This is a genomic window from Acidovorax sp. LjRoot117, from assembly GCF_964252695.1.
Taxonomy (GTDB): Bacteria; Pseudomonadota; Gammaproteobacteria; order Burkholderiales; family Burkholderiaceae_C; genus Acidovorax.
Map to the genome: position 1 here is coordinate 114,094 of NZ_CAXUPO020000001.1, position 23,371 is coordinate 137,464.

Annotated in this window: 25 protein-coding genes; 4 read left to right on the forward strand and 21 right to left on the reverse strand. The window is 64.2% G+C overall.

Features of this window, described 5'->3' with window-relative positions:
• Positions 1-11 precede the first annotated feature (11 nt).
• The 3 genes from ACSQ3D_RS00545 to ACSQ3D_RS00555 are packed head-to-tail and all read right to left on the reverse strand — an operon-like array spanning position 12 to position 2,909.
• Positions 12-566, reverse strand: coding sequence for a sugar transferase (locus ACSQ3D_RS00545; protein ID WP_396502848.1), 555 nt, complete (start codon positions 564-566; stop codon positions 12-14).
• The gene (locus ACSQ3D_RS00550; RefSeq protein WP_396502849.1) at positions 563-1,369 is read right to left on the reverse strand and encodes an aldolase/citrate lyase family protein; all 807 of its coding nucleotides are present in this window, start codon (positions 1,367-1,369) and stop codon (positions 563-565) included. Before ACSQ3D_RS00550 ends, ACSQ3D_RS00545 begins: the two co-directional genes overlap by 4 nt.
• 13 nt (positions 1,370-1,382) lie before the next feature.
• Positions 1,383-2,909 (reverse strand): lipid II flippase MurJ, encoded by a 1,527-nt coding sequence (locus ACSQ3D_RS00555; protein WP_436125567.1) that lies wholly within the window; start codon positions 2,907-2,909, stop codon positions 1,383-1,385.
• Between the two features lie 120 nt (positions 2,910-3,029).
• Here ACSQ3D_RS00555 and lysS point away from each other — a divergent pair, with 120 nt between their 5' ends.
• From lysS to ACSQ3D_RS00570, 3 genes are all read left to right on the forward strand, one after another.
• Positions 3,030-4,574 carry a lysine--tRNA ligase gene (gene lysS / locus ACSQ3D_RS00560; protein ID WP_396502851.1) on the forward strand — a complete coding sequence of 515 codons (1,545 nt, stop codon included), beginning with the start codon at positions 3,030-3,032 and terminating at the stop codon, positions 4,572-4,574.
• A 71-nt stretch (positions 4,575-4,645) separates the two neighbouring features.
• Positions 4,646-5,683 (forward strand): GGDEF domain-containing response regulator, encoded by a 1,038-nt coding sequence (locus tag ACSQ3D_RS00565; protein ID WP_056420875.1) that lies wholly within the window; start codon positions 4,646-4,648, stop codon positions 5,681-5,683.
• A gap of 62 nt (positions 5,684-5,745) precedes the next feature.
• Complete coding sequence (locus tag ACSQ3D_RS00570; protein ID WP_436126160.1) at positions 5,746-6,447, forward strand: mechanosensitive ion channel domain-containing protein; 702 nt, start codon at positions 5,746-5,748, stop codon at positions 6,445-6,447.
• 162 nt (positions 6,448-6,609) lie between these two features.
• Here ACSQ3D_RS00570 and nagZ read toward each other — a convergent pair whose 3' ends face one another.
• From nagZ to lepA, 9 genes are all read right to left on the reverse strand, one after another.
• A complete protein-coding gene (nagZ, locus tag ACSQ3D_RS00575; RefSeq protein WP_436125568.1) occupies positions 6,610-7,701 on the reverse strand; it encodes a beta-N-acetylhexosaminidase in 1,092 nt (363 codons plus the stop codon).
• A 50-nt stretch (positions 7,702-7,751) separates the two neighbouring features.
• On the reverse strand, positions 7,752-8,168 hold the full coding sequence (acpS, locus tag ACSQ3D_RS00580) for a holo-ACP synthase (protein ID WP_436125569.1): 417 nt from the start codon (positions 8,166-8,168) through the stop codon (positions 7,752-7,754).
• A gap of 66 nt (positions 8,169-8,234) precedes the next feature.
• The gene (locus tag ACSQ3D_RS00585) at positions 8,235-9,029 is read right to left on the reverse strand and encodes a pyridoxine 5'-phosphate synthase (RefSeq protein ID WP_436125570.1); all 795 of its coding nucleotides are present in this window, start codon (positions 9,027-9,029) and stop codon (positions 8,235-8,237) included.
• The gene (gene recO, locus ACSQ3D_RS00590) at positions 9,026-9,793 is read right to left on the reverse strand and encodes a DNA repair protein RecO (protein WP_056420863.1); all 768 of its coding nucleotides are present in this window, start codon (positions 9,791-9,793) and stop codon (positions 9,026-9,028) included. Before recO ends, ACSQ3D_RS00585 begins: the two co-directional genes overlap by 4 nt.
• A 142-nt stretch (positions 9,794-9,935) precedes the next feature.
• A complete protein-coding gene (gene era, locus ACSQ3D_RS00595) occupies positions 9,936-10,946 on the reverse strand; it encodes a GTPase Era (RefSeq protein WP_396502855.1) in 1,011 nt (336 codons plus the stop codon).
• Entirely contained in the window at positions 10,943-11,626 is a 684-nt protein-coding gene (rnc, locus tag ACSQ3D_RS00600; RefSeq protein ID WP_396502856.1) for a ribonuclease III, read from the reverse strand. Before rnc ends, era begins: the two co-directional genes overlap by 4 nt.
• Complete coding sequence (locus tag ACSQ3D_RS00605) at positions 11,626-11,988, reverse strand: DUF4845 domain-containing protein (RefSeq protein WP_396502857.1); 363 nt, start codon at positions 11,986-11,988, stop codon at positions 11,626-11,628. The genes rnc and ACSQ3D_RS00605 overlap by 1 nt, the downstream gene beginning before the upstream one ends.
• A 28-nt stretch (positions 11,989-12,016) precedes the next feature.
• Positions 12,017-12,994 carry a signal peptidase I gene (gene lepB, locus ACSQ3D_RS00610; RefSeq protein WP_436125571.1) on the reverse strand — a complete coding sequence of 326 codons (978 nt, stop codon included), beginning with the start codon at positions 12,992-12,994 and terminating at the stop codon, positions 12,017-12,019.
• Positions 12,994-14,802, reverse strand: coding sequence for a translation elongation factor 4 (lepA, locus tag ACSQ3D_RS00615; protein ID WP_056420852.1), 1,809 nt, complete (start codon positions 14,800-14,802; stop codon positions 12,994-12,996). Before lepA ends, lepB begins: the two co-directional genes overlap by 1 nt.
• Between lepA and ACSQ3D_RS00620 the strand changes: the two genes are divergently transcribed.
• On the forward strand, positions 14,792-14,965 hold the full coding sequence (locus ACSQ3D_RS00620) for a hypothetical protein (RefSeq protein WP_156370863.1): 174 nt from the start codon (positions 14,792-14,794) through the stop codon (positions 14,963-14,965). The two genes, lepA and ACSQ3D_RS00620, sit on opposite strands and share 11 nt — an antisense overlap.
• 348 nt (positions 14,966-15,313) lie before the next feature.
• On the opposite strand, the gene ACSQ3D_RS00625 is transcribed toward ACSQ3D_RS00620, so the two are convergent.
• From ACSQ3D_RS00625 to fabD, 9 genes are all read right to left on the reverse strand, one after another.
• Positions 15,314-16,786 carry a Do family serine endopeptidase gene (locus ACSQ3D_RS00625; RefSeq protein WP_396502860.1) on the reverse strand — a complete coding sequence of 491 codons (1,473 nt, stop codon included), beginning with the start codon at positions 16,784-16,786 and terminating at the stop codon, positions 15,314-15,316.
• Between the two features lie 149 nt (positions 16,787-16,935).
• Positions 16,936-17,982, reverse strand: coding sequence for a MucB/RseB C-terminal domain-containing protein (locus tag ACSQ3D_RS00630; protein WP_396502861.1), 1,047 nt, complete (start codon positions 17,980-17,982; stop codon positions 16,936-16,938).
• Positions 17,983-18,048: 66 nt separating this feature from the next.
• On the reverse strand, positions 18,049-18,678 hold the full coding sequence (locus ACSQ3D_RS00635; protein WP_436125572.1) for a sigma-E factor negative regulatory protein: 630 nt from the start codon (positions 18,676-18,678) through the stop codon (positions 18,049-18,051).
• 51 nt (positions 18,679-18,729) lie between these two features.
• Positions 18,730-19,356, reverse strand: coding sequence for an RNA polymerase sigma factor RpoE (gene rpoE, locus ACSQ3D_RS00640; protein WP_056420843.1), 627 nt, complete (start codon positions 19,354-19,356; stop codon positions 18,730-18,732).
• A gap of 13 nt (positions 19,357-19,369) precedes the next feature.
• Entirely contained in the window at positions 19,370-19,846 is a 477-nt protein-coding gene (locus ACSQ3D_RS00645; protein ID WP_436125573.1) for a hypothetical protein, read from the reverse strand.
• Between the two features lie 138 nt (positions 19,847-19,984).
• Positions 19,985-21,229 (reverse strand): beta-ketoacyl-ACP synthase II, encoded by a 1,245-nt coding sequence (gene fabF, locus ACSQ3D_RS00650; RefSeq protein WP_056420842.1) that lies wholly within the window; start codon positions 21,227-21,229, stop codon positions 19,985-19,987.
• Positions 21,230-21,278: 49 nt separating this feature from the next.
• Positions 21,279-21,518 carry an acyl carrier protein gene (acpP, locus tag ACSQ3D_RS00655; protein ID WP_003058049.1) on the reverse strand — a complete coding sequence of 80 codons (240 nt, stop codon included), beginning with the start codon at positions 21,516-21,518 and terminating at the stop codon, positions 21,279-21,281.
• A 102-nt stretch (positions 21,519-21,620) separates the two neighbouring features.
• A complete protein-coding gene (fabG, locus tag ACSQ3D_RS00660) occupies positions 21,621-22,367 on the reverse strand; it encodes a 3-oxoacyl-ACP reductase FabG (protein ID WP_436125574.1) in 747 nt (248 codons plus the stop codon).
• Positions 22,364-23,314 carry an ACP S-malonyltransferase gene (fabD, locus tag ACSQ3D_RS00665; protein ID WP_436125575.1) on the reverse strand — a complete coding sequence of 317 codons (951 nt, stop codon included), beginning with the start codon at positions 23,312-23,314 and terminating at the stop codon, positions 22,364-22,366. Before fabD ends, fabG begins: the two co-directional genes overlap by 4 nt.
• Positions 23,315-23,371 lie beyond the last annotated feature (57 nt).

Here is a 23,371-nt window from a genome sequence, read left to right on the forward strand (position 1 = left end):
TTGCTAAGCCCTCAGTTCCCGCCCCGGCCCGTAAGTCGCCCGATCGTCCACCACATGATGCGCAGGTCCAGCCGAAGGCTCTGCTCGCGGACGTAGCGCAGATCGGTCGCCTGACGCAGTTCTTCAGTCGCTTCTGATCGCATCAGCGCTTGTGAAAGCCCCGTGATACCAGGACGAACGCTGCAGCGCTCGTTCCAGGCGGCTTCCGTATAGTTCGAGCGCTGCTGCGGAACGTCCGGGCGCGGACCAACGAGGCTCATCTCGCCCTTCAGGACGTTGATGATCTGCGGCAACTCGTCGATGCTCGTGCGGCGGATGAAACGGCCCACTCGGGTAATACGAGGATCACCCACAGCCGTGAAATATGGACCTATAGAGGCTGCATCTTTCACCATACTGCGGAACTTGTACATACCAAATGCTCGCCCCCGCAGGCCAACGCGCGTCTGACGAAGAAGGACTGGCGTGCCACCTTCCAGCACTATGGCTAACGCAGTCACGAAAAGCACCGGCCAAAGCAACGCAAGCGCCACCAACGAAAGCACTATATCGATCAACCGCTTCATGCGGCCCGCGCCTGTCTGGCTGCAATCGCATCAATAGCGGCAGCGACACGAAGGGCGTCTTGCTCCATTTGAGCGGGCGCACGGCGTTCGAGTAGCTCTTCAACTGCGCGCATGGTTGCAATTTCGTCCTCAAACTCAGCCACGCCTTCAGCATTACGGAAAGTTCTCGAGAGAATTACGGAAGAAGAACCCAGACGCAAATGCTCACCGAGGACGTCGCGACCTGGCAATAGCCCCTCATCCAGCCGAGCAATCCCCCCGAACCCAAAACGCAGCCCCTGGGCATGCACCCTGGCGGCGATCCTGTCAAGCACCCCTTGCCCCAAAGGCTCAAACATGAACCGGCAGCCCAGCGAGAGATGCAGATCATTGAGCCCCACGAACACCTCGCACAACTCCGGCGTACCCACCCAATCGTCCAAGGACTGCAGCGCTCCCGCAGTCTCCAACAGCGCCACAATGGGTGCCCGCCCGGCCACGATGCGGCTGAAGGCTTGCAGTTCCTCGGGGGTTTGAAACATAGGCAGCATGACCCAGTCGGCGCCCTGGGCCAGTACAGCGTCCAGTTCGTCCGGGGTGCCTGCATGCAAGGGATTCACGCGAACCATCAACAGCGACCGCTTCAGCTGCGACTTGATGCGACCGACGTCCTCCAGCCGGTGGGTGCTGATAAAGGTGTTGCGTCCGGCCTGACGCTCCGCCTTGCCATTGACTTCCAGATCGACAAACAGGCGCATACCCGGCAAAGCGTCGCAACGGCGTGCGAGCGCAGGGTCATTGGTGATCTGGAGAAGGTCAATCATGGTGTGGCGTGGATTATGACCGCAGGGCTTGGCGCAGTCCGGGGCCGGAGAACCAGCCAGCCGCTACTACAAAGATAGCGGAGAAGGCAATACCAACAAGCGAAAAGCCCTGTTTTAATCCTAAATCACGGACCAGGACAGCCGCAGCACCGGCGCCCCCCCACCAGTGCGCAATCCAAGCAACGACGGCCAGCGCCAACGATGGCGCCAGGAGTGCGCGCAATGGCAGCCAATGCCGCAGGGCTGGGGCACCCAGCGCACTCCCCGCAATCAGGGCGGCCAACACAAACCCAGCATTCAAACCCCACATGAGTGACTCACCGGCCGTCCAGCCCACTGCCCCCACTACCAACAGCAGGGCCAGCGCCAGCAAATAGGCCAGCACGGCGAAACGCATGCGCCCCACCGACGCCAGGACCGTCAGGGCCACCGACAGGAGCGCCTGCGGCAGCAAACCCCACGCCCCCACACGGCTCCAGGCAGCGATCTGCTCCAGAGCTGGGACCTCCATGCGCCCCCAGCCGAATAACAGAGACGCAATCACAGGAGCCCCCACCAGCAGCGCCGCAGCGGCTGCGCAGGCCAGTGTCCAGGCCAGGACCAGCGCGTTGCGCACTGCCGTCGCCATAGCGTCAGCGCTGGTGGGCCCAATGCCAGAAGCCGACGCCGCATGCGTGCGCGCAATCGCAGGGAAGGCCAGCGAGGCCACGAGCTGGATGGCCAGGACCAGCGGCAACTCCACAAGCTTCCAAGCGTAGTTGAAGGTGGCCAAAGCCCCCTCACCCGCCCCGGACGCAAAGGTGCGGGCCACAAAAGGCAGCGTCAAGGGCAGTCCCGCCCCCAAGGCGGCCCACATCCAGATACGCCAGCCGGGCAGCGGCGGCTCCACGCTCGATGATGTCACCGGCAACACGTTCCGGCGCAAGTGCCGCATACGCCACCCCTGCCAGAGCAGGCGCAAAACAACAGCCATCAACAAAAAAACGCCCAGCGTCCGCCCCGCCCCCGGCTCAGCGCCACGAAAACCGAGAAGCAGCAGAGCGGCGATCAGCACGCCATTCACTACAAGATTGGCGCTGTACAAGCCGACAAAATCACGTTCATGCTGCAACCGCGTGGCCCACAGGCCGGCCAGCATGGCCGCGGGCAGGGCAAGGGCGCTCCAGACCACAGCGTCGCGGGCAGTCCCTTGCAACGCAGCGGAGGCTTCAGGCACAAGCAACGCCGCCAAGGAGCCTTGGGCCATACACATCAGGCCCGCCAGCATAAGGCTTCCCCACAACAAACGCCGTGCGACGCGGTTCTGGGTGGCGTTCTGCTGCGCGGCAGACTCTTTGGCCCACTGCGGCAACAGCACATAGGCCAAGGCTCCACTGACGAGCACGCCAGCGAGCCAGTCGGGCAGGGTCAGCATGACTATGGCCACATCGGCCATGCCAGAGCTGCCAAATGCTGCAGCTAATGCCGTTTCGCGCAGTACCCCGAACACACGGCTGGCGAGCAGCAGCAACAGCGAAAGCAGGCCAGCTTTAAGAAACATGCGGCAAATTATCCGGGCTCAGACAGGCGCAAACCCCACACGGCACGGCCAAAAAACTAAAATCACGGGTTTTGATCCGAAACAACGTCTCTGAACGCCTCCATCTGCGGGCGGCCATCCATGTCTGACAACAACATAACCCTACCCCCCCAGGACGACAACCAGCTCATCGCCGAGCGCCGCGAAAAGCTTCGCGCCTTGCGCGAGGTCCAAGCCAACGGCGGCGGCGTAGCCTTCCCCAACAACTTCAAGCCGGCCCACAAGGCAGCGCAGTTGCACCTTGCACACAGCGAGGCCACGAACGAGGCGCTGGAGACGTCGCCCGTGAGCGTCTCGGTGGCCGGCCGCATGATGCTCAAGCGCGTGATGGGCAAGGCCAGCTTTGCCACGGTGCAAGACGGATCGCTGGGCGACGTGGGCGGGCGCATCCAGCTGTACGTGACCCGCGATGCCGTGGGCGAGGAGCTGTACGCCGCCTTCAAGCACTGGGACCTGGGGGACATCGTGGGCGCCGAAGGCACGCTCATGAAGACCAAGACCGGCGAGCTGTCGATCAAGGTCACGGGCCTGCGCCTGCTCACCAAGAGCCTGCGCCCGCTGCCCGACAAGTTCCACGGCATGGCCGACCAGGAGCAGAAGTACCGCCAGCGCTATGTCGACCTGATCACCGACGAGCAGGCCCGCAAGCGCTTCATGGCGCGCAGCAAGGCGGTGAGCGGGCTGCGCGAATTCATGGTGAGCCACGGCTTCCTGGAAGTCGAAACGCCCATGCTGCACCCCATCCCGGGTGGTGCCAACGCCAAGCCGTTCGTCACGCACCACAACGCGCTCGAGCAGGAGATGTACCTGCGCATCGCGCCCGAGCTGTACCTGAAGCGCCTGATCGTGGGCGGCTTCGAGCGGGTGTTCGAGATCAACCGCAGCTACCGCAACGAAGGTATCTCGGTGCGCCACAACCCCGAGTTCACCATGATGGAGTTCTACGCGGCGTACTGGAACTACCTGGACCTGATGGACTTCACCGAGACGCTGATCCGCGAAGTGGCGCTCAAGGCCACGGGCAGCCTGCAGCTGACCTACCAGGGCCGCGCGGTCGACCTGTCGCAGCCGTTCGCGCGCCTGACGATCCGCGAAGCGATCTTCCAGTACACCGAGGCCGGCGCCCATGTGGACGACGCCGCCTGGCTCATCAGCGCCCTCAAGAAGCTGGGCCTGAACGAAGAAAAGAACAAGCTGTCCACGCGCTCGCTGGCCAGCCTGCAGGTGCTGTATTTCGAAGAGACGGTGGAAGACAAGCTGTGGCTGCCCACCTTCATCATGGAGCACCCCACTGAAATCTCGCCGCTGGCCCGTGCCAACGACACCCGCCCCGAGGTGACCGAGCGCTTCGAGCTGTACATCACCGGGCGCGAGTTCGGCAATGGTTTCAGCGAGCTCAATGACGCCGAGGACCAGGCTGCGCGCTTCCATGCCCAGGTGGCCGCCAAGGACGGCGGCGACGACGAAGCCATGTTCTACGACCACGACTTCGTGCGGGCGCTGGAATACGGCATGCCGCCCACGGGGGGTTGCGGGATCGGTATCGATCGCCTCATGATGCTGCTGACCGACAGCCCCAGCATCCGCGACGTGATCCTGTTCCCTGCGTTGCGCCGCGAATCCTGAAAGAGCCCTGGCATCCGGGGCTTCCCGGGTGATTGCGCCCTTGCCGCGTTCAACAGGCCTGAGGAGTCACCGTGCCATTCACATCCAGCAGCACGCCCTATCCCCCCACGCAGCCCCCGCCATCGGGCGGCGGTGGGTTCTCGGTCCTGGTGGTGGAAGACCAGGGTTCCGTGCGCGCTGCGTTGGTGGCTGAGTTGCGGCATGCGGGAGTCACCGACATCTTCGAAGCGCCCGAGGGCGACGCCGCGTTGCAACTGTTCAAGGCCCACCGGCCCGACCTGGTGCTGCTGGACATCCGGCTGCCCGGCAAGGATGGCTACTGGGTGGCGCAGCAGATGCGCGAGAGCGAGGCCGGCGACTGGACGCCGATCATCTTCCTGTCCGGACTGGACAACGAGCTGGACGTATGGCGCGGCATCGAAGTGGGCGGCGACGACTACCTCGTCAAGCCGGTCAAGCCCATCGTGCTCATGGCCAAGCTGCGGGCCATGCGGCGCCTGCTGGACATGCGGCGCCGGCTGGTGTCGATGTCGGCCGAACTGCACCTGGCCAACCAGCGGTTGAACGAAATGGTGGAGGTCGACGCCCTCACCGCGCTGGTCAACCGCCGCGGCTTCGACCGCATCCTGCACAACGAGATTTTGGCGGCGCGCCGTGACGGAACGCCGCTCACGCTGATGCTGTGCGATTTGGACCACTTCAAGCTCTTCAACGACGCCAGCGGCCATGTGCAGGGCGATGCGTGCCTGAAGGAGGTGGGCCGGCTGCTGCGTGAAGTGTGCGTGCGGCCGCGGGACGTGGCCTCGCGCTATGGCGGCGAGGAGTTCGCGCTCATCCTGCCCAACACGCCGCGCTCGGGCGCCATGACCTTTGCGCGCGCGCTGGGCCAGTTGCTCAAGGTGCGCGCCCTGCCCCACCCGGGCTCGCCCCTGGGCAGTACGCTCACCCTGTCTGGCGGCATCACCACCTGCGTGCCCGACGACAGCACCAACGCCGAGAGCATGATCATGCGGGCCGACCAGGCCCTGTACGCCGCCAAGGCACAGGGCCGCAACCGGTTCTTCAGTTTTGAAATGCAGATGGACACCCTGGAGCAATTGCGCAATTGAGTCTCTTTTCCGCCTTCTCGTTTGACGCCACCGAACGCAATGCACGCTCTGCGGTCTCGCGCATGCAGGTTCTGAAGACACGGTTGCCCGACTGGATCCAGGACTGGCTGGAAGTCATCATTCCCGGCGTTCAGATTCTGCTGATCCTGTTGGTCGCCTGGTTGCTGCAGCGCATGCTGCGCCGCATCGTGCGCCGCGCCAGCACCCATTACCAGGTGCCCGACGAACTGGTGGTGCCCATGAACGGGCTGATCCGCTGGGTGGTCGTGGCCAGCGCGGCGCTGCTGGTGCTCGAACGCATGGGCGTGTCGGCCACGGTGCTCTGGACGGCTTTCACCGGCTTTGCCACCGTGGGCGCGGTGGCGTTCTTTGCCGCGTGGAGCGTGCTGTCCAACCTGTTTTGCGCGCTCTTGATTTTCACGGTGCGGCCGTTTCGGATCGGCGACTACATCGAGGTGCTGGACACGGCCGAGAAGCCCGGCGCCAAGGGCCGCGTAGTGGACATCAACCTGCTGTACACCACGCTGGAAGACCATGGCGCCACGTCAGAACACGTGGCGTGGCTGCAGATTCCGAATGCGCTGGTGTTCCAGCGCGTGGTGCGGCGGTTTCAGGGGGTGCCACCTGCGGTGGCGCCGCACCCGTCGGCTGCTCCGGCTGCATCACCGGCATCGGCATCGGGCTCGACGTCCGCGTCAACATCGCCAGCGGAAGCCAGCGGGACGCCTGCCGTGGCAGTCAGCGGCCCTGGACCACAGGTTTAGACAGGCGTCCGCAGCTCTGCGCGGGGTGCGCGCCGTGCCTGTCCATCTGTTCTATCGCCTGATCCCCGCGCATCCGGTGTGCGCCCGCACCGCGTGTGCAGCGGGACTGCAGCGCCACAGAGGTGACAGTCAGCCTCTCGTGCGGCCTCCTGTGCGTCCTCTTCAGGGCAGCAGGTCGAGCGCCTGCATGTACGCTGGCTGGTACATCAGCTCATCCCACGGCTGGGGCAGTGTTTCAGGCAGCAGCGCCAGGCGGCGCGACTCGCTGTCCACGCTCGGCTGCCACAGGCCCTGGGCCTGGGCTTTTTCCAGGCCTTCGATGAGTTCATCCACCGCTTGGCCGTCGCCCACGCTCTGGTTGCACAGCAGCACCAGGTCGCAGCCGGCCTCCAGGGCCGCCACCGCCGCATCGGTGTAGCTGACCACCTGGCCGTCCAGCCGCCGCGCACCTTCCATGCTGAGGTCGTCGCTGAAGATGGCGCCGTCAAAACGCATCTGGCGGCGCAGGATGTCCTGCAGCCAGCGCTGGGAGAAGCCCGCGGGACGGCTGTCCACCTTGGGGTAGATCACGTGCGCCGGCATCACGCTGGTGAGCGTGGTGCTGAGCCAGGGGTACGGCGCGGCGTCGTCGGCCAGGATGGCCTTGAGGCTGCGCTTGTCCACCGGCACTTCGGTGTGCGAGTCGGCTTTGACGAAGCCATGCCCCGGAAAGTGCTTGCCGCAGTTGGCCATGCCGGCCTGCAGCAGGCCGTGCATGAGGCTCTTGGCCAGCAGCGCCACCACGCGAGGGTCGCGGTGAAAGGCCCGGTCGCCGATGACGCCGCTTTCGCCCCAGTCCAGGTCCAGCACCGGCGTGAAGCTGAAATCCACGCCGCAGGCGCGCAGTTCGCTGCCGAGCACATAGCCTGCGGCCGTGGCGGCATTGGTGGCCCGCAGGGCGCCGCTGCCGGCCACGGCCTTGGCGCCCTGTCCATCGTCCATCCATAGCTCTCCCAGGGCGCGCATCGGCGGCACATGCGTGAAGCCATCGGTGCGAAAGCGCTGAACGCGGCCGCCTTCGTGGTCCACGCAGATCAGCAGGTCATCGCGCACGGCCTTGATGGCGCTGGTGAGCTGCAGCAACTGCGTGCGGTCGGTCCAGTTGCGGGCAAACAGGATGACGCCGCCGGTCAGCGGGTGGGCCAGGCGGCGGCGGTCTGCGGCGGTGAGCTCTGTGCCAGCCACGTCGAGGATCAGGGGTGCGTGTTCGGTCATGGGTTCCAGAATGATTTGCTATACAAACAATAGCTGCCAGCGCTTGCCAATCAAGCGGTAGGGGCCGATTTATCTTGCAGTCTCTCGACGACGCAGAAGCTGGCGGCGTAGTCGGTTTCGTCGGTCACGCTCAGGTGCGCCGTCAGGCCCCGTGCTTCGAACCAGTCCTTGAGCGCGCCGTGCAGCACGATCACGGGCTGGCCGGTCGACAGCTTGGCCACTTCGCAGTGGCGCCAGGTCATGGGCATGCGCATCCCGAGGCCAATGGCCTTGCTGAAGGCCTCCTTGGCCGAAAAGCGGGTGGCCAGGTAGCGCAGGCCCCGGTCGGGCCAGCGGCTGCTCCGCTCGCGCCAGGTCGCCAGTTCGCCATCGGCCAGCACCTTCTGGGCGAAGCGCTCGCCGTGGCGCTCCAGGCTGGCGGCGATGCGCCGCACGTCGCAGATGTCGGTACCAATGCCGTAGATCATGGTTGTGAGTCAAAAAGGTGGCTACCGCTTGCCTGGCAATCGCCACCAGCTATCAAATAAGGAGCATCAACGGCTCGCGGCCGCACCCGTGTGGATGCACGCCAGGTAGGCCTGCACCGTGGCCGCGTAGCCCAGCTCCAGCGCGTCGGCGACCAGCGCGTGGCCTATGGAGACTTCCAGCACGCCGGGCACGTCGCGCACGAAGGCGGCCAGGTTGTCGCGGTTCAGATCGTGGCCCGCGTTGACACCCAGGCCCGCATCCAGCGCCGCCTGGGCGGCATCGCGGTAGCGTGCCAGTTGCTCGTCCTGCTGGGGCGTGCCCCAGGCGGCAGCATAGGGCTCGGTGTAGAGCTCGACGCGGTCGGCGCCTGCCGCCTTGGCTGCGGCCATCTGCTCGGGCACCGGGTCCATGAACAGGCTCACGCGCACGCCCAGGGCCTTGCATTCGGCGATCAGGGGTTGCAGGCGCTCGGCATCTTGCGGAAAGCTCCAGCCGTGGTCGCTGGTGAACTGGTCTTCGCTGTCCGGGACGAACGTCGCCTGGTGCGGGCGCACCTGGCGGATGAAGTCCATCAGGTTCTGCGACGGATTGCCCTCGATGTTGTATTCGCGGTCCGGCCAGGCCTTCATCAGCGTGGCCAGCTCGAACACGTCATGGCCGCGGATGTGCCGCTCGTCGGGCCGGGGGTGCACCGTGATGCCCTGCGCGCCCGCCTGGAGGCACAGCTCGGCCGCGCGGGTGACGCTGGGAATGCCCAGATGGCGCGTGTTGCGCAACAGGGCGACCTTGTTGACGTTGACCGACAAGGCGGTGGTCGGGTGCGAAGGACGGCTGGGGCTGGTGTGGAATGGCTGGTTCATAGGGCCTGCAGGTCGATCATGAGCTGGCGGGTGCGCAGCGTCGGGCTGCCGCAATGGTATTGCAGCACGGCGCGCAGCTGGGGTTTGAGTTCGGCCGCCACCGGCGCGCAGGCCCGCAGCGTGGCGGTGTAGCTGGCGGTGCCGTCGTCCAGTGCCCGCTGCAGCGCCTGCCACTGGTGGCCCTGCAAGCTGGCCCGGTCGGCCGACGAGGCTGCGCGCAAGCCGCCCTCGGCCACCAGCGTGTAGCGGGTGGCGGGCTCCAGGGGCGCGAGGGTCATGGTCTGGGCGTCCAGGCTGGGCAGCAGGCCGATCTCGCGCAGCAGCAGCAGCTCGAAGCTGCGCAGCACGGGCTCCAGGGCATCGCCATGCTCACTGGCCAGCACGCGCACCACGCCTGCATAGGCGTCGAACAGGGCTGTGTGCGGGTCGACCCGGGCCAGCAGGCGCAGCAGCAATTCGTTGAGGTACAGCCCCGAGAGCAGCGCGTCGCCCGTGGGCATCACATGGCCGCCCACCCATTCCGCGCCCTTGAGCGTGTGGATATCGGCACTGCCATCACCCGACAAGGTGTACGTGAGCAGCAGGGGCTGCAGCGGCAGCAGCACCGGGCGGAAGTTGGAGGTGGGCTTCTTGGCCCCCTTGGCCACCAGCGCCACGCGGCCCTGCCGGCGGCAGAACACCTCCAGGATCAGGCTGGACTCGCTCCAGTCGTAGCTGTGCAGCACGAAGGCGGGTTCATCGGCGATGCGCTTGGCGGCAGCCACGGTGGTGGGTCTTCGGGTGCAGGTCAGGGACCGTCAAAGGGACGCTGCCGCCCCGGGCAGAGAGCAGCGGGCAGGGCGTTGTGGTTCCACAGGCATCAGAACAGAGCAGGCTGCTACCGAATGTGCCGGCTGTGGCGGCGGCTCATTCGTAGCCGAACGAGCGCACACGCGCCTCGTCGTCGGCCCAGCCCGAGCGCACCTTGACCCAGAGTTCGAGGAACACCTTGGCGTCCATGAGTTTTTCGAGCTCCTGCCGCGCCTCGGTGCCAATGCGCTTCAGGCGCTCGCCCTTGTCGCCGATGACCATCATCTTGTGGTTGTCGCGCTCCACCACGATGGTGGCGGCGATCTTGACCAGGCGCTTGTGCTGCTTGCTCTTTTCCTCTTCGAACTTGTCGATGACGACGGTCGAGGTGTAGGGCAACTCGTCGCCGGTGAAGCGGAACAGCTTTTCGCGCACGGTCTCGGAAGCCAGGAACTTCTCGCTGCGGTCGGTCAGCTCGTCCTCGGCGTACCACCAGCCCTGCTCGGGCAGGTACTTGGCGCAGATGCCGAAGAGGCGCTCGATATCGCCCTTGTTCTTGGCCGACATGGGCACGAACTCGGCAAACGGATGGCGCTCCTGCATGCTCTTGAGCCAGGGCGCGATCTCGGCGCGGCGGTGGATCATGTCGAGCTTGTTGGCCAGCAGCAGCGTGGGGATGCCGGGCTTGAACAGCGACAGCACCTTGGCATCGGCCAGCGTGAAGTTGCCCGCTTCGACCACGAAGAGAATCAGGTCCACATCGCCGATCGCGCCCATCACCGTCTTGTTGAGCGACTTGTTGAGCGCGGTGGCGTGGCGCGTCTGGAAACCGGGCGTATCGACGAAGATGAACTGCGTGAGCTCGCGCGTGCGGATGCCGGTGATGCGGTGGCGCGTGGTCTGGGCCTTGCGCGACGTGATGCTGATCTTCTGGCCCACCAGCGCGTTGAGCAGCGTGGACTTGCCAACGTTGGGCTTGCCCACGATGGCGATCACCCCACAGCGCTGGCCTTGCACCGCTGCGGGAGGACGCGATGCTGCGAGCATGGCCTCCAGATCATTCTGGACACCGGCGCTCGGCACGCTGTCTTCCTCACCGGCCACATCGTGGGTTGCGTCGTTGTTCATAGATTCTTTGCTTTCAATGTGGCCAGCATGGCCGCCGCAGCCGCCTGCTCGCCCGCGCGGCGCGAGCCGCCGATGCCGCGTTCGGTGAGGGACAGTTCGGGGATATCGCACTCGACGTCAAAGGTCTGGCGGTGGGCGGCACCCACCGTCGCCACCACCTTGTACTGCGGCAGCTTCATTTTGCGGCCCTGCAGCCACTCCTGCAACGCGGTTTTGGCGTCCTTGGAGGCCGCCTGCATCTGGGGATTGATCTCCACGCCCTGGAACAGCCGGTGCACCAGTGCCTCGGCCGCGGAATACCCCGCATCGAGGTACACCGCACCAATGAGCGCCTCCAGCGCATCCGCCAGGATGGAGGGCCGCTGCTGGCCGCCGGATTTGGATTCGCCCTCGCCCAGGCGCAGCACCTCGGACACCCTCAGGTGCAGCGCGAGCTGGTGCAGCGTGTCCTGCTTGACGAGATTGGCGCGGACGCGGGAGAGATCACCTTCGGGCAGGTCGGCCAGCCGCTGGTACAGCAGGCTGGCGACGGCCAGGTTCAGGACGGAATCACCGAGAAACTCCAGGCGCTCGTTGTGGTCGGCCGAGAAGCTGCGGTGCGTCGTGGCGCGCTGGAGCAGCGCAGGATTGGAGAAAACATGCTGCAGGCGGGCCTGCAGCGATTGGAGGCCTGGATGCACTAGTTGGTCTGCCCTTCGAAGCGGTAGACAAGATATCCAGGGCCGGCTAGAGGTATTTCTCTCGAGTACTTGAACGACACCACCACTTTGTCACCGCGCTTTGTAACTTGCAGGTCAGAGCCTTTGATTGAACGAATGTCATCAATTGCAGCAGCACGATCAAAAGCTGCTTGTACCCCGGCAACTGTAGTTTCAACCTTGGCTTTTTCAATTGCCTTTTTTGCTGCAAAGTACTCTAAAAAAATTGGAACTGACTGTCCTCCTACGGCAAACACCGCTACGGCGATTACCCCAATAAAAATCAATCCCAGAAAAGACAGACCACGTTGATGCAATCGGCTTGCGGATCTTTGCTTTGCCATAACTCCCCCTATCGTTCGAATCTGCTAGTCAATGAAAGGAACCGATGCGCTTGAGATTACCGAAATTCATCCACACAAAGAAGGCCCGGCCCACGATGTTGCCCTCGGGCACGAATCCCCAGTAGCGTGAATCCAGGGAGTTGTCGCGGTTGTCACCCATCATGAAGTAATGGCCCTCGGGGACCTTGCAGACCACCCCTTCGACACTGTAGCGGCAGTTCTGGCGGTTCGCAAAGTTGGAAGCGCCCTGCACGAACGCAGGCACATCCGGGTTGTTCAACAGGCGGTGCGGCTGCGCGCCAAGCTGCTCCTCGAACTGCTTGAAGTAGCGCATCGAGTCTTCTTCAAAAAAGTCGGGCAGCGCCTTCGTGTCCACGGCCTTTCCATTGATCGTGAGACGCTTGTTCAGATAGGCCACCTCGTCGCCCGGCACGCCCACCACGCGCTTGATGTAGTCGAGCGTCGGCTGGGGCGGGTACCGGAACACAAGCACGTCGCCGCGCTGGGGCTTGCTGCCTTCGATGATCTTGGTGTGGATCACCGGCAGGCGCACGCCGTAGGTGAACTTGTTCACCAGGATCAGGTCGCCCACCAGCAGCGTGGGAATCATCGACCCCGACGGGATCTTGAAGGGCTCGAACAGGAAGGAGCGCAGCAGGAACACCACTACGATGACCGGAAACAGGCCCGCCGTCCAGTCGAGCCACCAGGGCTGCATGAGCAGGCGGCCCTTGGCCTCCTGGACGTCCACGTCGACCTTCTCGATGCCCATGCGGTCCAGCTCGGCCCGGCGCTGGACGGCCGCATCCTCCACCGCCTGCGCGGCGCGGCGCCGCTGGGGCAGGAAGTAAAAGCGCTCCGCGAGCCAATAGGCGCCCGTGACCACGGTCGCCAGGAACAGCAGCAGCGCGAAATTGCCCTCTATGGCACCGAAGTACCAGGCGCCGATATAGCCCGCAAAAATGGCCAGCACGGCCGACGTCAGGATCTGCATGAACTGGAGCATCAATCTTCCACCTGCAAAATGGCCAGGAAAGCCTCTTGAGGCACCTCGACCGAGCCAATCTGTTTCATGCGTTTCTTGCCTGCCTTTTGCTTTTCAAGGAGCTTGCGCTTGCGGCTGACGTCACCGCCATAGCATTTTGCCAGCACGTTCTTGCGCAGCGCCTTGATGGTTTCGCGCGCGATGATGTTCGCGCCGATGGCAGCCTGGATCGCCACGTCGTACATCTGGCGGCTGATGATTTCGCGCATCTTGCCCACCACGGCGCGGCCACGGTACTGCGACTGCGAGCGGTGCACGATGATGGACAAGGCGTCTACCTTCTCGCCATTGAGCAGGATGTCCACCTTGACCACGTCGGAAGCGCGGTACTCCTTGAACTCGTAGTCCATGGAGGCATAGCCGCGCGACACCGACTTGAGCTTGTCGAAGAAGTCGAGAACGATCTCGCCCAGCGGCATGTCGTAGGTGAGCATCACCTGGCGGCCGTGATACGCCATGTTGATCTGCACGCCGCGCTTTTGGTTGGCCAGCGTCATCACCGGGCCGACGTAGTCCTGGGGCATGTACAGATGCACCGTGACGATGGGCTCGCGCACTTCTTCCAGGCGTCCCTGGTCGGGCATCTTGGACGGGTTTTCGACCATGACGATCTCGCCGTCGGCCTTGACCACCTGGTACACCACGCTGGGCGCCGTGGTGATGAGGTCCTGATCGAACTCCCGCTCCAGGCGCTCCTGCACGATCTCCATGTGCAAGAGACCCAAGAAGCCGCAGCGAAAGCCAAAGCCCAACGCTTGGCTCACTTCGGGTTCGTAGTGCAGCGAGGCGTCGTTAAGCTTGAGTTTTTCCAGCGCATCGCGCAGCGAGTCGTACTCGCTCGCTTCGGTGGGGTAGAGCCCCGCGAACACCTGCGGCTGGATTTCCTTGAAGCCGGGCAGCGCCTCGGCAGCGGGGCCAGCGTTGTTGGGCAGCTTCTTTTCCAGCGTGATGGTGTCGCCTACCTTGGCAGCCTGCAGCTCCTTGATGCCGGCAATGATGTAGCCCACCTGGCCGGCATCCAGCGAATTGCGCGGCTCGTTGGCGGGTGTGAAAACGCCCAGGTTGTCCGCGTTGTACACAGCCTCGCTGGCCATCATCTTGATGCGCTCGCCCTTGAGCAGGCGACCGTCGACCACGCGCACCAGCATCACCACACCCACGTAGCTGTCGAACCAGCTGTCGATGATCATCGCGCGCAGCGGGCCGTCCGCGTTGCCGCGCGGTGCGGGCACCTTGGCAACAATGGCTTCCAGAATCTCGTCGATGCCCATGCCGGTCTTGGCCGAGCAGGGAATGGCATCGGTCGCATCGATGCCGATCACGTCTTCGATCTCGGCCTTGGCGTTCTCGGGATCTGCGTTGGGCAGATCCATCTTGTTGAGCACCGGCACCACCTCCACACCGAGGTCGAGCGCGGTGTAGCAGTTGGCCACGGTCTGCGCCTCCACGCCTTGCGATGCATCGACGACGAGCAACGCGCCTTCACATGCGGACAGCGAGCGGCTCACCTCGTACGAGAAGTCGACGTGGCCCGGCGTGTCGATCAGATTGAGGTTGTAGACCTGTCCGTCCTGGGCCTTGTACTGCAGCGCAGCGGTCTGCGCCTTGATGGTTATCCCACGCTCTTTTTCGATGTCCATCGAGTCGAGCACCTGGGCTTCCATGTCGCGCTCGGCAAGACCTCCACAGCGTTGGATCAAGCGATCGGCCAGTGTCGACTTGCCATGGTCGATGTGCGCGATGATGGAAAAATTTCTGATGTGGTTCATCAACGAAAAACGTCAAGTGATTGAATTAAAACGGCGCACACAAGAAAAAAGGGCGCGTCGAATGGCGACGCGCCCTGAACCAACAATCATTGGCAACTGCGATAGTTGGAACTTCATTGTAGGCAAAAAGCCCGCCGAAAAAAGCCCGCCCGACTGCATCTGAGGGGAGTTGTCACGGTGCAACAGGAATTTTATACACAGCTTATTCACAATTGGCCCAACAACAACGCTGGACAACTTGTGGGTGAGCTGTGGATCAGCTGTGCATCGCACACTGGCATCCCGCATCGTGAACCCGACGCCATTCAATATACAGTTAAGGTTTGAACAGGTGCCCGTATTCTATCGAAAACGATTGATAGGCTGGCACGTATGTAAGCGAGAGCTAACTTCAAGCGAGTGCAAAGACTTTTTTCCGCGGCCCAAAAAATAGTGCACCTACCCGCAAAAGGCTTGGCGGCGAAGGGGTCATGACGCTGTCACGGCCCCTTCGAGCGCGCCAGGCCCCAGGTCAGCGGGCGGGGCGGATCAGCGCGTACTGCGCCCATTCGCCGCGGCGGTACAGCACGTTGATCGCCTTGGTCTTGTCGGCCTTCGACAGCACCGCCTCGAACTCCTTCACGCCCGCCACTTCGGTGTTGGCAATCGACAGGATCACATCACCCTCGCGCAGGCCCGCTCGCGCGGCCCCATCGGTGGCAGCGGCCACCACCACGCCGCCCTTGATCTTGAGCTCTTTCTTCTGCGCGTCGGTCAACTCCGTGACCGCCAGGCCCACCTGCTGGGCGGCTGCAGAAGCCTTGGGTTTTTCTTCGCGCTCCGGCGCCTTGGCCACCGGCTTGTCCGGCTCGATCTCGGCGATGGTGATGCCCAGGTCCCGCGAGGCGCCCCGGCGGAACACCGTCACCGTGCTCTTACTGCCGGGCTTGGTGTTGCCCACCAGGCGCGGCAGGTCGGCGACCTTTTCAATCGGCTTGCCGTCAAAGCGCGTGATGATGTCGCCCGCCTCCACGCCGGCCTTGTCGGCAGGGGAGCCCGACTCGACGCCGGTGACCAGTGCGCCCTGCGCTTTGCCCAGGCCGATGGACTCCGCGACATCGCGGGTCACCTGGCCGATCTGCACGCCGATGCGGCCCCGGGTCACACGGCCCGACGCGCGCAACTGCTCGCTCACGCGGATCGCCTCGTCCATCGGAATGGCAAACGAGATGCCCATGAACCCACCCGAGCGCGAATAGATCTGGCTGTTGATGCCGACCACCTCGCCGCGCATGTTGATCAGCGGCCCGCCGGAATTGCCGGGGTTGATCGCCACATCCGTCTGGATGAAGGGCAGGTAGTCGCCCGTATCGCGCTGCTTGGCACTCACGATGCCCGCCGTGACGGTGTTCTCCAGGCCGAAGGGGGAGCCGATGGCCATCACCCATTCGCCCACGCGAAGGCGGCTCAGATCGCCCACCTTGACGGCCGGCAGGCCCGTGGCTTCTATCTTGACCACCGCGACGTCGGTGCGCTTGTCGGCACCGATGATCTTGGCCTTGAATTCACGCTTGTCGGTCAGCGTCACGATGACCTCGTCGGCCCCCTCGACCACGTGGGCATTCGTCATCACGAAGCCGTCGGCCGTCAGGATGAAGCCCGAACCCACGCCGCGCGGCTGCGCCTCTTCGTCCTGCTGCGGCCGCTGAGGGCGCTGCTGCCGCGGCGCATTCGGGATGGGCACGCCGAAACGCTTGAAGAACTCCAGCATTTCCTCGTCCATGCCATTGGCACCAGAACGGCTGGACGCCTTCTCCACGGTACGGATGTTGACCACGGAAGGCCCCACCTGATCCACCAGGTCGGTGAAATCGGGCAGGCCACGCACAGCCGCCGCGGGCTGCGCCAGGGCCGCCAGCGGCAGCAAACCTGCCGTACCAGCCACACCCACCAACACCGAAGCGAGCGCCCACGAGCGCAGCACGGTTCCATCAAACTTCGACATCTTTGACCTTTCGTGAAATGTGACGAATGCCGTCATACAACTGTGTGTAACTGTGAAGAAAGTGCGTGCAAATGGTTCCCCGGCAAAAGAACGATCGCGTGCCGCGCAACGCGGCAGCGGACAGCGGAGCCGCGGCGGGCCCGACGCGCTCAGCGCGTGCGTTCAAGCTGGCCCGCAAAGAGGCGCAGGGTGTGCATGGGGACCTCGCCCACCGCCGTGAGCCACACCTCGGGCGTGATCTTCTGCGCGAGCAATTGCGTGGCGCCCATGCTGGAGACCTGCGGCTGGGCGGGGTGGCGTTGTGCGTCGAACGCCTCCATGAACAGCGACACGGATGCCAGTCCATCGGAATACAGGCACTGCAGCACACCCTGGGCATCGTCGGTCGCAGACACCGCCCGCTTGTGGCAGCTCACGGGCACGAAGCCGGCCACGGGCTGCCGCAGCGACCAGCCCTCGTCCTTGGCGGTCGTCTTGACCACCGCTGGCGCCACCACCTTGTAGCCAGCGGTAGCGTCCATCAGCCGCGACAGCTGATCGGCACGCACCGATGCATTGAGGTCCAGCTCCGAGAAGGCCGACTGCTCGAGCACGCGCCCGTCGGGCGCCAGGGTCTGGAGCTTGACCACCAGGCCCGTCTCTTTTTCGCTCCAGAGCCGGTAGCCAAACCGCAAGCCGTCCAGCGGCTTGAACCAGACCACGTCGGCCACCAGCCCGGCAACCCGCTCCTGGCCCAGAGGCTTGGAGACATAGAACTGGGAAATGGACGCTCCATCGACGGCAGGAACGCGCGGGAAAAGACCCGCCGCCTCCCGCCGGTCCATCCGCACCACCCGCGTCTGCGGCCAGAACGTGCGCACTTCGTCGTTGCGCCTGAAGATGACGCGGGGAGTGCCGCTCAGCACCTCAACCTGCTCCATCTGCTGCTGAGCATCGCATGCCTGCCAGATCCGCGAACTGGCCATGGCACCGGTGGCAGACAGGACCACGAAAGTCCCGACATAAGGCTTGGCACAGGGCGCGCGGTGCATGCGCTCGATCCACTGCACCACAGTGCGCTCGGCTGGGGCCGGTGCAGCGTCGACGGTCGATGAAGGCGCCGAAGCCCCCGCCTGCGGTGCGCCGACTGCGCAAGACGCGCCCAGCATGCACAGCGCCGCCAAGGCAGGCGCCTTGATCCATCGATACAAAGACATGGTGGGGCTGGCTGTGGCTCCTGACGGGTTCATCGCACGACCTCGATGCCGATGGGAACCCGGCGGTCAGCGGCTGGGAGTCTCGAAGGTGGCATTGCGCAAGAAACCTGCGGGCATCTGCAGGGCCGAGGTGCTTCCAAACTGCTTGTGTGCGGCCAACAGCTCGTCCAGGCGCGGGTCGCGGATCATGACCTGCTGACCATCCGCGTCGGCCACAGCCACCACGGGCGCGGCCGCAGCGCCTGCTGCCGGGCGCTCGACCGATTGCTGGGCCAGTTGCGCGCCGGCCGGCGCCTGACCAGGAGTTCCTTGCAGCGTGGACAGCGAGGACCAGCCGATGGCCGCGACTGCCGCCATCGACGCAAATCCAGCAGCCATCTTCCAGCGGAACACCGAAGCGTTCGCAGCGGCCGTCGCGTTGGGGGCCACCACGGCCACCTGCACAGGCTCCTGCGCACGCACCGGCAGTGGCTCCTTGGCCAGCTCCGTGCGCAGACGGGCTATGAAACCCGTGTCCATGGGCTGCGCCAACTCGGGTGAACGCAGCACGTCGCCCACCAGGTGGTACAGCTGCCAGGTCGCCATGGCCTCTTCGTCCTGGCCGGCGTAAGCGAGCGCATCCGCCAGCTCAGCGCCCTGCAACTGCCCGTCCGCCAGCGCAGAAAGTTGTTCTCGTTTGTCCGTACTGTCCGCCATGGAGCGATCCGCCAATTCGATGTTTGCTACAGCCTTGTTCATTTCATCACCTCACCACCGTTTGCCCGTCTGGTTTTCGAGCAAGGGACGCACCCGGGCCGAAATGGCCTCCCGCGCCCTGAAAATCCGCGACCGCACGGTGCCGATGGGGCAACCCATCGCCAGGGCGATCTCGTCGTAACTCAACCCTTCGATCTCGCGCAGCGTCACCGCCTGCCGCAGATCCTCGGGCAACGCCTCCATCGCCGCATTGACGGCTTGCGCGATTTCTCGGGCAGCGAGTACGGTTTCGGGGGTTTCTTCGCTGGTTAGTTCATGTCCGAGGCGGGAAGTTTCATCCTCATCGTCATTCCCTCTCAGTGCATTCTCCGAGATGACCGGGTTGCGCTTCATGTCCATGAGCGCTTTTTTGGCCGTGTTCACCGCAATCCGGTAGAGCCAGGTGTAGAACTGGGCCTCGCCGCGAAACTGGTGCAGGGCACGGTAGGCCCGGATGAAGGTTTCCTGCGCGATGTCCGGGATGATGTCCGTATCTCGAACCATCCGGCCGATCAGCCGCTCGATGCGGCGCTGGTACTTGATGACCAGCAACTCGTAGGCACGCTGATCGCCCGCAACCGTGCGCTCCACCAGTTGGAGATCACTGTCCTCGGAAGGGGAAGGCGTATTTACAGTCATTGATACTCGAAAATCACGCCCCTGGGCTACCAGCCGGGGCGATTGCGTCAGGGTCAACGCCCGGCTTGGCGCGCGAATATACCGCACGGCGCATATCCATCCAACGCTCGTGCTGGCTTGAACGCCCCAGCCACAGCCAGAGATCGCGACGCCCTGCGGGCGAGACATGCACCCACAAGTGCGATTGCATGTCGAGAAAGACTCCCGGCGGGCCGGAAAGTGCCTGGACCTGTGCATCGGCGTGCCCGGCCGCCAAAACGACAGACCAGGACTGACCGTCCCAGCGAAGCATGCCCACTGGATGATGGCGCCAGAAATGAACCGCACAGATGGCGGCAACGAGCCACACACCCACCGCCATCCACACGGACCACGGCACGCCCGCACGGGTGCCCTGCAATGCCCATGCCGCCAATCCACCAGCGCCCCAGGCCACCACGGCGAGCAGAAAACCCGCAAGGACGCTGCTGCGTCCGAAGGGATAGTTCACTGCGGGGGCGTGTCGCGCCAGCGGGGTCATGGGAACGGATGCCTCATCCCGAAGGCTGGCGACTCAGAGAACCGCATGCCAGGCATTGGCGTCAAGCCTCACCCCACAGCGTCTACCGCGAAGCAATGGACACCAGGTTCAGGCGCGCTTGAACACCAGCGTGCCGTTGGTGCCCCCGAAGCCGAAGTTGTTCTTCACGGCCACGTCGATCTTCATGTCACGGGCCGTGTTGGCGCAGTAATCGAGATCGCACTCGGGGTCTTGGTTGAACAGGTTGATCGTGGGCGGCACCTTCTGGTGGTACAGCGCCAGCACGGTGAAAATACTTTCAATGCCGCCCGCTCCACCCAGCAGATGGCCGGTCATGGATTTGGTCGAGCTCACGACGGTCTTGTAGGCATGGTCGCCCAAGGCCGCCTTGATGGCATTCGTTTCGTTCAGGTCGCCCAGCGGCGTGGACGTGCCGTGCGCGTTCAGGTAGTCCACCTGATCGGCATTCATGCCCGCATTGCGCAAGGCGTTGAGCATCGCGCGGCGGGGGCCATCCATGTTGGGTGCCGTCATGTGGCCGGCGTCGGCACTCATGCCGAAGCCGCTCAGTTCGGCGTAGATCTTGGCGCCGCGGGCCTTGGCATGCTCGTACTCCTCGAGCACCATGACCCCGGCGCCCTCGCCCAGCACAAAACCGTCGCGGTCCTTGTCCCAGGGGCGGGATGCTGTCTTGGGATCATCGTTGCGCGTCGACAGCGCACGCATGGCGGCAAAGCCGCCGATGCCCAGCGGGGAGACGGTGGATTCGGTCCCACCGGCCACCACCACGTCGGCATCCCCGTATTCGATCATGCGGCCTGCCTCGCCGATGCAGTGCAGGCCCGTTGTGCAGGCAGTCACCACGGCGAGGTTTGGCCCCTTGAAGCCAAACCGCATGGACACATGCCCCGCCACCATGTTGATGATGGAGGCCGGCACGAAGAACGGCGTGACGCGCCGCGGCCCCCGGCTGGTGAGTTCGGCATGGGTGTTCTCGATCAGCGGCAAGCCACCGATCCCGGAGCCAATCACGCAGGCGATGCGCGTGGCCAATTCTTCACTGAGCGCCTCACCCGTCGGCAGGCCCGCGTCCTGCACGGCTTGTGCAGCAGCGGCAATGCCGAAGTGGATGAAACTGTCCATCGCGCGCGCATCCTTGGCGCTGATGTACGAATCCAGGTCGAAACCTTTGACCTCCCCTGCAATCTTGCAGGCGAAGTTCGACGCATCGAACTTGGTGATGAGGTCAATGCCGGACTGGCCGGCAAGGAGATTGGCCCAGGACTCGGCCACCGTGTTGCCCACGGGGCTGACGCATCCCAGGCCGGTCACGACAACGCGACGACGGCTCATGCGTGAAAAACCTTCTAGCTGATCGCTTGAGTCAGGCGCAGTGCGCCGCTCAGGCCTTCTGGTGGGTGTTGGCGTAGTCGATGGCGTTTTGCACCGTCGTGATCTTCTCCGCGTCTTCGTCGGGGATCTCGATGCCGAATTCGTCTTCCAGGGCCATCACCAGTTCTACCGTGTCCAGCGAATCAGCGCCGAGGTCAGCGACGAACGCCTTTTCGTTCGTGACTTGGGACTCTTCCACTCCGAGTTGCTCGGCAATGATTTTTTTGACGCGTGCTTCGATATCGCTCATGGTTTCCCTCTGGGGGTTGTGAATGAATCCGCGATTCTAGCTGCTTAAGGAGAAGCCCTAAACAGCCCGCCGTCCGGATGAAGCGGCGTTATCTTTCATTAATTACATGTACATGCCGCCATTGACGTGCAACTCCTGCCCCGTCACATAGCCAGCCTCGCGCGAGGCGAGATAAGCGACCGCATGCGCGATGTCCTCGGGCTTGCCCATGTGGCCCAGCGGGATCTGCGCATTGAGCGCTTTTTGCTGCTCTTCGGCCAACACGGACGTCATGTCCGTCTCGATGAAACCGGGTGCCACGCAGTTCACGGTGATGCTGCGGCTGCCCAGCTCACGGGCCAGTGCGCGCGTCATGCCGGCCACGCCCGCCTTCGCCGCGGCGTAGTTGGCCTGTCCCGGATTGCCGGACGCGCCCACCACACTGGTGATGCTGATGATGCGCCCGAAACGCTGCTTCATCATCGGACGAATGGCGGCGCGGCTCATGCGGAAAACGGCCTTGAGATTGGTGTCGAGCACCGCATCCCAGTCATCGTCCTTCATGCGCATGGCCAGGGTGTCGCGGGTGATGCCTGCGTTGTTCACCAGCACGTGCAGGCCGCCCTGCTGCTTGACGATGGTGTCCAGCAGCGCGTCGATGGCTGCCATGTCGTTGACGTTCAGATTCGCGCCGCGGCAGCCCGGGTAGGCCGACAGGGCCTGGCTGATACGCTGTGCGCCTTCGTCCGTAGTGGCAGTGCCCACCACCTGATAGCCGCGCACGGCCAGCTCCAGCGCGATGGCCGCGCCGATGCCGCGCGATGCGCCCGTGACCAGCGCCACCTGCGCTGCCGATGAGGTTTCCGTCATGCCAGCAACTCCCGGGTTTCGGCCAGCGAGGCCGGATCAAAGATGGCACCACCGACCAGCTCAGGGTCGATGCGCTTGGTCAGGCCTGCCAGCACCTTGCCAGGGCCGCTTTCGATGATGTGGGTGATGCCACGCGCCTTCAGGGCGTGCACGCATTCGACCCAGCGCACGGGGCCAAAAGCCTGGCGGTACAGCGCATCGCGGATCGCGTCGGCATCTTGCTGCACGGCCACGTCCACATTGTTGAGCACAGGAATCTGCGGCGCTGCGAGCGCCACATCCGCCAACGCTGCACGCAGCTTCTCGGCCGCGGGCTTCATCAGGCTGGAATGGAAAGGGGCCGACACCGGCAGGGGCAGCGTGCGCTTGGCGCCTGCAGCCTTGAGCACTTCGCAGGCTTTGTCCACACCCGCCTTGGTGCCCGCAATCACGGTCTGGATGGGGTCGTTGAAATTGACCGCCTCGACCACTTCCGAAGTGCCGGGGCCGAACGAAGCCAGTGCTTCGGCACACCCGGCGATGACCTTGGCGGAATCCATGCCCAGGATGGCCGCCATGGCACCTGTACCCACTGGCACGGCTTCCTGCATGGCGGCAGCGCGCAGGCGCACCAGCGGCGCGGCTTGCGCCAGGGTGAGCACGCCTGCAGCCACCAATGCCGAGTACTCGCCCAGCGAATGACCCGCCACCGCAGCCGGCAGCGCACCACCTTCGGCACGCCACACGCGCCAAGCCGCGACACCCGCCACCAGCATCACAGGCTGCGTGTTCGTCGTCAGCGCCAGCACTTCCTTGGGGCCATCCTTGATCAACTGGCCGACGTTCTCGCCCAGCGCATCCGAGGCCTCCTGCAGCGCCTGTACGACCACGGGGTGGTCACCCCAGCCGTCCAGCATGCCCACAGACTGAGAGCCTTGTCCCGGAAAGACAAATGCAAAAGTCTTCATGAAAAATCCAGAAATATGATTGAAATCTTGCCCTACCGCTCGCTCAGCAAGCGCTAG

Coding starts and splice junctions, on each gene's coding strand:
- ACSQ3D_RS00545 (WP_396502848.1), bottom strand. CDS start 566: ATGAAGCGGTTGATCGATATAGTGCTTTCGTTGGTGGCGCTTGCGTTG.
- ACSQ3D_RS00550 (WP_396502849.1), bottom strand. CDS start 1,369: ATGATTGACCTTCTCCAGATCACCAATGACCCTGCGCTCGCACGCCGT.
- ACSQ3D_RS00555 (WP_436125567.1), bottom strand. CDS start 2,909: ATGTTTCTTAAAGCTGGCCTGCTTTCGCTGTTGCTGCTGCTCGCCAGC.
- lysS (WP_396502851.1), top strand. CDS start 3,030: ATGTCTGACAACAACATAACCCTACCCCCCCAGGACGACAACCAGCTC.
- ACSQ3D_RS00570 (WP_436126160.1), top strand. CDS start 5,746: ATGCAGGTTCTGAAGACACGGTTGCCCGACTGGATCCAGGACTGGCTG.
- nagZ (WP_436125568.1), bottom strand. CDS start 7,701: ATGACCGAACACGCACCCCTGATCCTCGACGTGGCTGGCACAGAGCTC.
- acpS (WP_436125569.1), bottom strand. CDS start 8,168: ATGATCTACGGCATTGGTACCGACATCTGCGACGTGCGGCGCATCGCC.
- ACSQ3D_RS00585 (WP_436125570.1), bottom strand. CDS start 9,029: ATGAACCAGCCATTCCACACCAGCCCCAGCCGTCCTTCGCACCCGACC.
- era (WP_396502855.1), bottom strand. CDS start 10,946: ATGAACAACGACGCAACCCACGATGTGGCCGGTGAGGAAGACAGCGTG.
- ACSQ3D_RS00605 (WP_396502857.1), bottom strand. CDS start 11,988: ATGGCAAAGCAAAGATCCGCAAGCCGATTGCATCAACGTGGTCTGTCT.
- lepB (WP_436125571.1), bottom strand. CDS start 12,994: ATGCTCCAGTTCATGCAGATCCTGACGTCGGCCGTGCTGGCCATTTTT.
- ACSQ3D_RS00620 (WP_156370863.1), top strand. CDS start 14,792: ATGTGGTTCATCAACGAAAAACGTCAAGTGATTGAATTAAAACGGCGC.
- lepA (WP_056420852.1), bottom strand. CDS start 14,802: ATGAACCACATCAGAAATTTTTCCATCATCGCGCACATCGACCATGGC.
- ACSQ3D_RS00625 (WP_396502860.1), bottom strand. CDS start 16,786: ATGTCGAAGTTTGATGGAACCGTGCTGCGCTCGTGGGCGCTCGCTTCG.
- ACSQ3D_RS00630 (WP_396502861.1), bottom strand. CDS start 17,982: ATGTCTTTGTATCGATGGATCAAGGCGCCTGCCTTGGCGGCGCTGTGC.
- ACSQ3D_RS00635 (WP_436125572.1), bottom strand. CDS start 18,678: ATGGCGGACAGTACGGACAAACGAGAACAACTTTCTGCGCTGGCGGAC.
- rpoE (WP_056420843.1), bottom strand. CDS start 19,356: ATGACTGTAAATACGCCTTCCCCTTCCGAGGACAGTGATCTCCAACTG.
- fabF (WP_056420842.1), bottom strand. CDS start 21,229: ATGAGCCGTCGTCGCGTTGTCGTGACCGGCCTGGGATGCGTCAGCCCC.
- acpP (WP_003058049.1), bottom strand. CDS start 21,518: ATGAGCGATATCGAAGCACGCGTCAAAAAAATCATTGCCGAGCAACTC.
- fabG (WP_436125574.1), bottom strand. CDS start 22,367: ATGACGGAAACCTCATCGGCAGCGCAGGTGGCGCTGGTCACGGGCGCA.
- fabD (WP_436125575.1), bottom strand. CDS start 23,314: ATGAAGACTTTTGCATTTGTCTTTCCGGGACAAGGCTCTCAGTCTGTG.